This is a genomic window from Prochlorococcus marinus str. MIT 0919, assembly GCF_027359375.1.
In the GTDB taxonomy this organism is placed as follows: domain Bacteria; phylum Cyanobacteriota; class Cyanobacteriia; order PCC-6307; family Cyanobiaceae; genus Prochlorococcus_D.
On sequence record NZ_CP114779.1, the window covers coordinates 238,576 to 249,161 of the forward strand.

The following is a 10,586-nucleotide window of genomic DNA, read 5'->3' on the forward strand; positions in this document are numbered from 1 at the left end:
ACATACTTCATTAGTTTTATTTTAGGAATAAGTTAGTTTTTTGCAGCAATACTACTTATCCATCTTGAAAGTAAGTTAATTCCTAGCAATATTATAACAAGTACAAATGAAGCAGCCCATGCTAAATCATTTTGGGCTTTATAAGGTTCCAGCGCAAAGTTATATATAAGAACTGATAATGAGCTCATTTCATATAGAATATCTTGAATACCAGTTATATGATAGTAAGAAAATAAAGCAGTAAAGATTAATGGAGCAGTTTCTCCTGCTGCTCTAGCTATTCCAAGAACAATACCTGTGCTAATTGATCTAAATGCACTTGGCAATGTTACCCTTATGATAGTTGTAAACATTGATGCACCCAATCCTAATGAACCTCTCCTAAGGTCATCTGGAACAAGTTTTAGGGCCTCATCTGTTGTTTTAATTACTGTAGGAAGCATAAGTATTGAAAGAGCAATTCCCCCTGCAACCCCGCTAAACATACTTCCAAATAGTATTTTGGTAACAACTATTAGTGCGTATATAAACACCCCTGCAATTATAGAAGGTATACCTGATAAAACGTTTGTACCAAATCTTATGAATTTTGAAAAAATACCTTCTTTCGCATATTCAGCAAGATAAATACCACCACCTACTCCTATTGGTATTGCAATTAGAGAAGCAATCCCTGTAATTATTACTGTTCCTACTATTGCATTACCAATACCACCTGCTGTAGTTAAGTCATCGCCAGGTGGCTGTGGCTCTAGCACTAATAAATCAAGACTAATAATAGATAATCCTTTTATTGCAACATAGAATAGAACCAGAATTAATGGAAGTATTGCTATTGACGCAAACATAAATGCTAATATCGTAAACAATCTATTAGTTATATTGCGTTTAAGTCCTGGTTTGAATGTTAGGTCTTTATTCATCATTATAGAATTAATTGATTAGTATTTAAGGCTTAATTTCTTCACAATCCACTGAGCGAGTATATTTACTCCTAATGTTAATAACATCAGTACAAATGCAGCATACATTAGTGAAGATACTTGGCTGCCATCTGCTTCGCCAAATTGATTTGCCAACATTGCAGATATAGTATAACCGGGAGATAATAATGACCAACTAAAGTTGTTTGAATTTCCTATTATCATTGTTACTGCCATTGTTTCTCCCATCGCTCTTCCAAGTGCAAGTAATATCCCACCTGTGATTCCAGATATTGCTGCTGGCAGAATCACGTTAAATATTGCGCTCCATCTTGTTGCTCCGATTCCATATGCTGCCTCTCTTAATCTACTAGGTACTTGATTTAATGAATCTCTTGCAATTGAAGTGATAATAGGTAATAACATCACAACCAAAATCAGTATTGCAGGTGCAAGTCCTGGTCCAACTGGTTCTGAACTGAAGAATGGAATCCATCCAAATTTTTGATATATAAAAAGTAAAAAAGGCCTTATAAAAGGTTCCATAATAAATACTGCCCAAAGCCCAAGAACTACAGAAGGTATTGCAGCCAGAAGTTCTACCATTAACCCAATAAGCGTCCTTATTCTTTGAGGAATTATATTTTCAGTAATGAATATTGCTGTTCCAACCCCTAATGGAACAGCTATTGAAAGAGATGCTAAAGAAGTCAGCATGGTTCCATAAATTGCTGTAAATGCTCCATACTCGTCAGTAACGGGGTTCCAGTCTGAAGTAATTAAAAATTTAAATCCATATCTACTCATTGATCCGATTGATTCTATAAAAACTACTGCGAGTATTGATATTAGAACAACTGCAACCATAGAGGCCAAAACTACAGTGAGTCTTTTAAAGCCTTTGTCAAGAAGCTTTTCAGTGATTGGTCTGGTCTTATTGGTATATTTTTTTGGTGTCGCATCAGTCACTTCTCATGATCGAACTTAAAATAAATTTATTTGATATATTGTTTTTTTTCACTAATAAATTCTTAAGCAAACAAATATTTGTGGACATCAGTACAAAATAAAATTGGTTCTATTCTTAATCGTCGTTACCGTGGGGGTTCAATAGTTACTGCTATGGGCAGGATCGTTGGAATTGATCTTGGTACTACCAACTCCGTCATAGGAGTTTTGGAGGCAGGTAGACCCTGCGTGATAGCCAACGCGGAAGGTGCAAGAACAACTCCTTCAGTAGTTGGTTATACAAAAGAATCTGAATTGTTGGTAGGTCAGCAAGCAAGGAGACAACTAGTACTAAACCCTCGTAACACTTTTTCTAATTTAAAACGCTTTGTTGGTAGGGGCTGGGATGAACTTGATGAAAACAGCCTTTCTGTTCCTTACACCGTTAAATCCAATGATCAAGGCAATGTTAGAGCTGTTTGCCCTGTTACTGAAAGAGAGTATGCACCGGAGGAATTAGTTGGAAGTATTATCAGAAAACTTATTGATGACGCAGAAACTTATCTAGGTGAATCTATAGATTCTGCTGTAATAACAGTACCTGCTTACTTTAATGATGCCCAAAGACAGGCCACAAGAGATGCTGCCTTATTAGCAGGTATAAATGTTGACAGAATTCTAAATGAACCTACAGCTGCTGCATTGGCTTACGGCTTTGATAAGAGCTCCTCTTCCCGTGTCCTTGTTTTTGATTTGGGTGGAGGTACTTTTGATGTCTCATTGTTGAGAATTTCCAATGGAGTTTTTGATGTAAAGGCAACCTCTGGTGATACCCAACTTGGAGGAAATGATTTTGATCAAAAGATTGTTGATTGGCTTGCTGAAGATTTTTTAAAGCAATATCAAATTGATTTAAGAAGAGACCGTCAGGCTCTTCAGAGACTTTCAGAAGCAGCCGAGAAAGCCAAGCAAGAACTTTCTGGTGTAGGTACAACACCTATCTCGTTGCCTTTTATTGCTACTGGAAAGGAAGGCCCACTTCATATTGAGACCAAACTAGATAGAAAAACTTTTGAAAAACTTTGCTCAGAATTATTAAGTAGACTTTTAAATCCAGTTGAATCTGTACTTAGAGATTCAGATTGGACAACAAATGATATAGATGAAGTTGTTTTAGTTGGAGGCAGTACAAGGATGCCTATGGTTCAAGAATTAGTAAAATCTTTTGTTCCCATTACTCCCTGTCAATCTGTTAATCCAGATGAAGTTGTTGCTATTGGAGCTGCAGTTCAGGCAGGAATATTAACTGGTGAACTTAGGGACCTGCTCTTAAATGATGTAACTCCGCTTTCTTTAGGTTTGGAAACAGTAGGAGGTCTAATGAAAGTTTTAATTCCAAGAAATACACCAATTCCAGTTAGGCAAGCAGATGTTTTTAGTACTTCTGAATCAAATCAATCCTCTGTAGAGATACATGTTTGGCAAGGAGAAAGGCAATTAGCTGTTGATAACAAGTCACTTGGGAAATTTCGTTTAAGTGGGATCCCACCTGCTCCAAGAGGAATCCCTCAGGTTCAAGTTGCTTTTGATATAGATGCAAATGGTCTATTAGAAGTTAGTGCAACTGATAGAACTACTGGTAGAAAGCAATCAGTAAGTATTACAGGAGGTACTAATCTTAATGAAAATGAAGTTAAAAAATTAATTATAGAAGCTAAAGAAAAGTCAAACGAAGACAGACGTAAACGGGCTTCAATAGATCAAAGGAACAATGCCTTGACTTTATTAGCTCAAGCTGAAAGGCGGCTAAGAGATGCATCAATTGAGCTAGGTCCCTATGGTGCAGAGCGCCAGCAACGCGCCGTTGAAGTCTCTATAAGGGATGTGGAAGATTCCCTCGAGCGTAATGATCTTTCCGAGTTGGATTTAGCAGTTTCTTCACTGCAAGAAGCTCTTTTTGGTTTAAATCGACGGATTTCAGCAGAAAAAAATTCCGATTCAAATCCAATTCAAGGCATTAGAAACACTTTTGGTTCATTAAAAGACGAACTATTCTCAGAGGATTATTGGGATGACGATCCTTGGGATTACACTCCCAGTCGACGAGATACAAACTCAACTTCTAGACGTAGAGATTTAGATCAATGGGATAATGACATCTACTACTAAACCAGATTATTGGTCGATACTTGGTATTTCTCCAGGTAGTGATCTTATACAAATTAAGACAGCCTTTAGGAAAGAAGCTAGAAGATGGCATCCAGATTTAAATGTAAATGATGTCAATGCAGAGGATCGTTTTAAACTAGTTAATGAAGCTTACGCAGTTCTTTCTGACCCTAAGAAAAGAGCCTCCTGGGAATCTTCAAATATTTCTTTTAAGGCTTCTGATGATATTTTTTCAAATGGTTTCCCAACTTATGATGAATATATAAAGATTGTTTTAGGTATAGAAATAGAGAATGATCCATATAATAAATATCAATCAAAAGAAACAGAACCTGATAATAATTTCGAAAATGAATTAGAGGATGAATTTGAGGATGAACTAGAGGATGAACTAGAGGATGATTTATATAACAATAGTTCTCAATATGATCAATCAAATTTTGTCCCTGCTAAGTCTCCAAAGCCATCCCCTCCTGTAAGAAAAGCAACTGAAATTGAAACACTTGTTGAATTATCACCAGAAGAGGCCCTATTAGGATCATCAATACAAATTGAGTTGGTAGATGGAACTCTTGTTGAAGTTAATACGCCACCATTTGCAGGCGATGGTTGGAGATTGAGACTTTCTGGAGTTGTTATAGGTGGCGAAGATCATTTTTTACAACTTCGCGTCCAAACTGAAGATAATTTAAGAATAGATGGTCTAAGAGTATTTTATAAACTTGAATTATTCCCTCAGGATGCATTGTTTGGATGTGCTATAGAGGTTCCAACTCTAAATGGACCTGTAACTTTACAAGTCCCACCTAATTCATCTTCAGGCAGATTATTGAGATTGAGAGGGAGAGGCTTACAATATGAAGAATTATGCGGAGATCAAATTGTAGAAATTATTGTTGTCATACCAGAAGATCTTTCAGAGGCTGAATTAGCTTTATACAGAAGACTACAAGAATTGTCTTTCGACAGATTTAAGGCATGAACAATTTATATAATTAATTATACAATATAAATTTAAGCTATGCTTGTATATATTCTTCTTTATTCGTCAGGCACAGAGAATGAAGGAATTCACTCTTTAGAATTAAAAGGAGAAACAATAGTTTTAATGTTTGAAGATCGAGATGATGCAGATAGATATTGTGGCTTATTAGAAGCCCAAGACTTTCCTCGTCCTAATATTGAACTAATTAATAGTGATGAAGTTGAGATTTTTTGTAAGGATTCTGGTTATTCTTCAAAACTAGTCCATAAAGGGTTCATACCTAAAACCGATGAAGAAAGACTGCTTTTATCTCCACCACAAAGTAATTTAGATGTAAGTTTATGGCAGGATGAAACTATTTCGCAACAAGATGATTGTACAGATAAAAAAGATTCATCAGATATAGATTCTTTTAGAAAAAAGCTAGAAGATCTTTTATAAAATAAAATCAGCATATTCAATACTTGATTTTATGGAAATTTCCAATAGAGGGCATTTATTAACAGAGGAGTCGAATCAGAATTCTTATGATTTAGATAATTTAAGTACTCTAGAACTTGTTGAATTATTTTCTAAAGAAGACTTGATGCCTCAAGTTGCAGTATCGAAGGTTATACCTACTATTGCTTCAGCTATAGATTCAATATCTTTTAGGTTAAAAAATAAAGGAAGATTATTTTACATAGGTGCAGGTACGTCAGGACGTCTTGGAGTCCTTGATGCAGCCGAATGCCCACCTACTTTTTGCACTCCCCCTGAGATGGTGCAAGGTATTATTGCTGGCGGCTACAATTCACTCCTTCGAAGCTCAGAAGACTTAGAAGATAGCCAAAGCTTGTCAATTTCTGATTTAGTCAAAAAGGGATTCTCTAGCAAAGATTGCTTAGTAGGTATAACAGCAGGTGGAACTACTCCCTATGTAACTTCTGCTATCGACCATTCAAAATCTATAGGCTCTCTAACCATCTCAATTGCTTCTGTTCCAAAAGAACAGGCTTCTTTTAATTCTGATATCGATATCAGAATAATTACTGGACCTGAAGTACTAACAGGTTCGACAAGGCTTAAGGCAGGAACAGCAACAAAAATGGTTCTAAATATAATTTCTACCTGTGTAATGGTTCGCCTAGGAAAGGTTTATAAGAATAGAATGATTGATCTATCTGCTTCTAACAGTAAGCTATTAGACCGCTCAATTAGAATTTTATCTGATTTAGCAAATTTAGAACGTACAGAGTCTATAGCTCTATTAGAAAGATCCAAAGGCTCTGTTAAGTTAGCTCTTCTTATAGCCTTTACTGAGTTGGATTTAGATTCGGCTGAACACTTATTAGAAAATAATAATTTCAACTTAAGAGAATCAATAAGTTCTTTTAAGAAAATTTGAAACTTAGTATTATATTTTAATAAGCTTTCTGATATAAGAAGATTATAGACATGTAATTAATTTTCCATTATAATAAAAAAACTTAGTCTAATTCTAAATTAATGGTTAAAGCAATTATTGAAACTGATAAAGGATTAATCAACATAGAATTGTTTAGTGATGATGCTCCCAATACCGTTGCTAACTTTGTAAAATTGTCAAACCAGGGCTTTTACGACGGCCTAGCTTTTCATAGAGTTATAAAAGGCTTCATGGCTCAAGGAGGGTGTCCTAATACTCGCGAAGGAGCGACAGGAATGCCTGGGACTGGAGGGCCAGGGTATAAGATTGATTGTGAAATTAACACTAAGCAGCACCTTCCTGGATCGCTTTCAATGGCACATGCTGGTAAAAATACTGGTGGAAGTCAGTTTTTTATCGTCCATGAATCTCAGCCACATTTAGATGGTGTTCATACCGTTTTCGGGCATACTTCTGATATGGATGTCGTTTTGTCCTTGGTCGATGGATCTAGAATTATCAAAGTGACCATTAACGATTAACATATTCTTAAGTTAGCCAATTCAATCCAACTGAGACATCTTCAATGTCGTGTTCAACAATAGATTCTTTAATTATATCTGAATTTAGCTCCTCTATAGGGTAATAGATATTTTGTACATTGTGAGATGGATGAAATGCTTGTTCTTTATTCTTTGATATAAGTATTCCTATCTTTGATGTTGTATCCCATGAAGATATTTCTTTTAGGATAATATAAATTTTGTCTGTATTTATATCATCATCCTGATTTTTAATATCTTGCATAAGTCTCCATAATAATAAAGGCCTTTCAAGTAATGCATTTAATCTAGGGTTGGTTTCTGAAACTAATCTTAAATTTAGACCTTTTGCATATATATTTATTTCTTTCTCTAGCTTAGATAATCTATCAAATTTACATATACCATCCCAATGTAATATTATAGATTTTCCTATCTTCTGTGTCTCTTCGATATCTTTTTCATTTATATAATGACCTAGTTTTGTTCTTTTTACAGCCAGATAAGCAGCATTATGATCCCCAGGGCAAATTACGAGTGGTTCTCTTGTTTCTACCTTGATTCCATAACCTCCTAGGCCAGCAATTTTCCTAGGATTATTGGTTAACAACTTTAATTTGTGAACTCCTAGATCCGAAAGTATTTGAGCACCTACACCGTAATTCCTTAAATCTGCTGGAAAACCTAATTTCTCATTAGCTTCGACTGTATCTAAACCTCCATCTTGCAAACTATATGCCTTAAGTTTATTGATTAGGCCTATACCTCTCCCTTCTTGCCTTAAATAAACCACAATACCCTCACCTTCTTTCGATATTCGAGATAAGGCAGCTTCTAGTTGAGGTCTACAATCACATCTTAAAGATCCAAAAGCATCTCCAGTAAGGCATTCTGAATGCATCCTTACAAGTACCGGTTCTTTAAATTCACCAACCTTACCTTTTACTAAAGCAACATGTTCAGTACCATCTAATTCATTTTGGTAACCAATCGCCTCGAAATCTCCAAATAAACTTGGAAGTTTTGTTATTGCTTTTCTATAGACAAACCTCTCATTTTCTAATCGATATCGAATTAGGTCAGCAATGCTAATAATTTTTAAGCCCCATATTTTTGAGTATTTTTGTAATTCTGGCAATCTAGCCATTGAACCATCAACATTTTGTATTTCGCATATCACCCCTGCAGGTGCCAAACCAGACAATAATGATAAATCTACTGCCGCTTCGGTATGGCCTGCTCTTTTTAGGACTCCTCCTTTCTTTGCTCTCAAGGGGAAAATATGGCCTGGTCGTCTTAAATTATTTGGTTTTGTATTCGGATTTATAGCTACTTGTATTGTGTTTGCTCTGTCTTCGGCTGATATACCAGTTGATACTCCATATTCTGGTCCTGCATCAATACTTATCGTAAAGGCTGTTTGATTTGAATCTGTGTTTCTATCGACCATTAGAGGTAGATCTAACTTGTCCAGCCTCTCTCCATCCATTGCGAGACATATCAGCCCTCTAGCCTCAGTGGCCATGAAATTTATTTGCTGAGGAGTAGCAAATTGAGCAGCGCAAATTAAATCACCTTCGTTCTCTCGGCTTTCATCGTCTACTACAACAATGCATTCTCCATTACGAATAGCTGCTAATGCATCCGCGATGGGATCAAAAATAATATTTATAGACTCTTCTGATTTCAAGTTTTCTCCTTGTAAGTAAAGAATTAGCTGAATAAAGTCATAATAAGGATTTAGGCACTTATTTAAAGTCCATTAAAATTTGGACCTCCTATTTGAATTTCATATGTCTCATACAAACAATAATGCAAATCGCGTCGCGATCATAGGTGCTTCAGGATATGGAGGCATGCAGTTGATCAGGCTTTTAAGCTCACATCCTAAATTTCAAATTTCATTAATAGCAGGTCACAAGACGGCTGGTCGTCAATGGAATGATATCTCACCTTTCCTGAAACTTAATACCGATTTAGAAGTTCAGACTCCAGATCCTGACGCTATTTCTAACAAAGCGGATTTTGCGATTTTGAGTCTTCCTAATGGTCTTTCATCACAATTAACGCCAGAACTTTTAAGTCGTAATGTACGAGTTATTGATCTGTCTGCTGATTATCGTTACCGCTCTTTGTATCAATGGAAGCATGTTTACAAGAATGAATCCAATGAATTCGACAGAAATGACGATTCCCTTTGTAAAGAAGCAATTTATGGCATTCCAGAATGGAACCAGCAAGAAATTCAAACTGCAAGATTAGTATCAAGTCCTGGCTGTTATCCAACAGCTTCATTATTGCCTTTAATGCCATTCCTTAAGCAGGGCTTAATTGAGAATGAGAGCATTATTATTGACGCCAAAAGCGGAACATCTGGAGCTGGAAGATCTCCTAAAGAGAACCTATTACTATCTGAATCTTCTGAATCTATTTCCCCATATGCAGTATTAGGTCACAGACATACTTCCGAAATAGAACAACAGGCTAGTTTGGTCTCTGGCAAATCTATAGAGCTTCAATTTACCCCTCATTTAGTGCCTATGGTTAGGGGCATTTTATCAACTATTTATTCAAGGCTTAGAGACCCAGGCTTAACGGCAGAGGATTGTCGGACAGTCCTAGATGCATTTTATCGAAATTACAATACAGTAGATATCCTTCCAGTAGGAATGTACCCTTCTACTAAATGGGTTAGGTATACAAACAAGGCTTTAATTTCACTGCAGGTTGACAAAAGAAATGGTCGTTTGATAATCCTTTCAGCTATTGACAACCTTATGAAAGGTCAGGCAGGACAGGCAATACAAATCCTTAATATTATGTCAGGCTATAATCATGACTTGGGGTTACCTTTAACTACTTATTATCCTTAGCAATATTTCTCCATTTAATAGCCGCTAAAGCAATACCTGTAGATAGTATTTTGTGCTCTTCTTCTTGTATTTTTTTTAGGAGAGAATTTTCATTATCTTTTTTATGTATTGGTATTGCAGATTGAATTAAGATGGGACCGGCGTCTACTTCTTCTTTGACAATATGAACAGTACAACCAGTAATAGTTACACCATGATCTAATGCTTGCGTTAAGGCATCTTTACCTTTAAAACTCGGAAGGAGCGAAGGGTGTATATTAATTATTCTTTCTGGATACTTATTTATTAGTACAGAGGAAACGATCCTCATCCAGCCAGCCATTACTATTCCTTCAACATCATAAATCTGTAATAATCTAATGATTTCATTATCTAGATCTTCTCGATATTTGAAACTAGAGTGATCTAAATAATGAAAAGGTATTTTATAATGTTTGGCCTTTTCAATTGCACCACAATTCTTTTTATTAACTATTAGACATTGGATATTTGCATCTAGTTTTTTATCTAGTGTTGATTTTACTATGGCTTCAAAATTACTTCCTTTTCCAGAAGCTAAAACTCCTAATCTTAATTTTGGTTTAAAACTTGGGAGTTTATCGATCTTAGGGAATATTAAGCTTTTACCTGAATCTATATTCATTATATATTAACTTATTTCTGTGATAATCCTTGATTTTCTTATAATATAGCACATTTATATTTTAATGTATCTTGCTAATGTTTTTATTTACTGTGTTTTGTTGATGAAGCAAGTAA

At 35.6% G+C, this 10,586-nt stretch carries 10 protein-coding genes; 6 read left to right on the forward strand and 4 right to left on the reverse strand.

The window, feature by feature from the left end; genetic code table 11:
• Positions 1–32: 32 nt before the first annotated feature.
• Together pstA and pstC are read right to left on the reverse strand one after the other, a co-directional pair.
• Positions 33–926 (reverse strand): phosphate ABC transporter permease PstA, encoded by an 894-nt coding sequence (gene pstA / locus O5635_RS01570; protein ID WP_152557321.1) that lies wholly within the window; start codon positions 924–926, stop codon positions 33–35.
• Between the two features lie 15 nt (positions 927–941).
• On the reverse strand, positions 942–1,892 hold the full coding sequence (pstC, locus tag O5635_RS01575; protein WP_036903047.1) for a phosphate ABC transporter permease subunit PstC: 951 nt from the start codon (positions 1,890–1,892) through the stop codon (positions 942–944).
• A gap of 153 nt (positions 1,893–2,045) precedes the next feature.
• Here pstC and dnaK point away from each other — a divergent pair, with 153 nt between their 5' ends.
• From dnaK to O5635_RS01600, 5 genes are all read left to right on the forward strand, one after another.
• Positions 2,046–4,040 (forward strand): molecular chaperone DnaK, encoded by a 1,995-nt coding sequence (gene dnaK / locus O5635_RS01580; protein ID WP_036903712.1) that lies wholly within the window; start codon positions 2,046–2,048, stop codon positions 4,038–4,040.
• Positions 4,024–5,022, forward strand: coding sequence for a DnaJ domain-containing protein (locus tag O5635_RS01585; protein ID WP_036903045.1), 999 nt, complete (start codon positions 4,024–4,026; stop codon positions 5,020–5,022). The genes dnaK and O5635_RS01585 overlap by 17 nt, the downstream gene beginning before the upstream one ends.
• Positions 5,023–5,061: 39 nt before the next feature.
• Entirely contained in the window at positions 5,062–5,466 is a 405-nt protein-coding gene (locus O5635_RS01590; protein ID WP_036903042.1) for a DUF3110 domain-containing protein, read from the forward strand.
• 31 nt (positions 5,467–5,497) lie between these two features.
• Positions 5,498–6,412 carry an N-acetylmuramic acid 6-phosphate etherase gene (murQ, locus tag O5635_RS01595; protein ID WP_036903039.1) on the forward strand — a complete coding sequence of 305 codons (915 nt, stop codon included), beginning with the start codon at positions 5,498–5,500 and terminating at the stop codon, positions 6,410–6,412.
• Between the two features lie 101 nt (positions 6,413–6,513).
• The gene (locus O5635_RS01600) at positions 6,514–6,954 is read left to right on the forward strand and encodes a peptidylprolyl isomerase (RefSeq protein ID WP_036903036.1); all 441 of its coding nucleotides are present in this window, start codon (positions 6,514–6,516) and stop codon (positions 6,952–6,954) included.
• 7 nt (positions 6,955–6,961) lie between these two features.
• Here O5635_RS01600 and ribBA read toward each other — a convergent pair whose 3' ends face one another.
• On the reverse strand, positions 6,962–8,644 hold the full coding sequence (gene ribBA / locus O5635_RS01605) for a bifunctional 3,4-dihydroxy-2-butanone-4-phosphate synthase/GTP cyclohydrolase II (protein ID WP_036903034.1): 1,683 nt from the start codon (positions 8,642–8,644) through the stop codon (positions 6,962–6,964).
• A gap of 103 nt (positions 8,645–8,747) precedes the next feature.
• Here ribBA and argC point away from each other — a divergent pair, with 103 nt between their 5' ends.
• The gene (gene argC / locus O5635_RS01610; RefSeq protein ID WP_036903032.1) at positions 8,748–9,827 is read left to right on the forward strand and encodes an N-acetyl-gamma-glutamyl-phosphate reductase; all 1,080 of its coding nucleotides are present in this window, start codon (positions 8,748–8,750) and stop codon (positions 9,825–9,827) included.
• Here the strand turns inward: argC and purN are convergent.
• A complete protein-coding gene (gene purN / locus O5635_RS01615; protein ID WP_036903029.1) occupies positions 9,811–10,470 on the reverse strand; it encodes a phosphoribosylglycinamide formyltransferase in 660 nt (219 codons plus the stop codon). The two genes, argC and purN, sit on opposite strands and share 17 nt — an antisense overlap.
• Positions 10,471–10,586 lie beyond the last annotated feature (116 nt).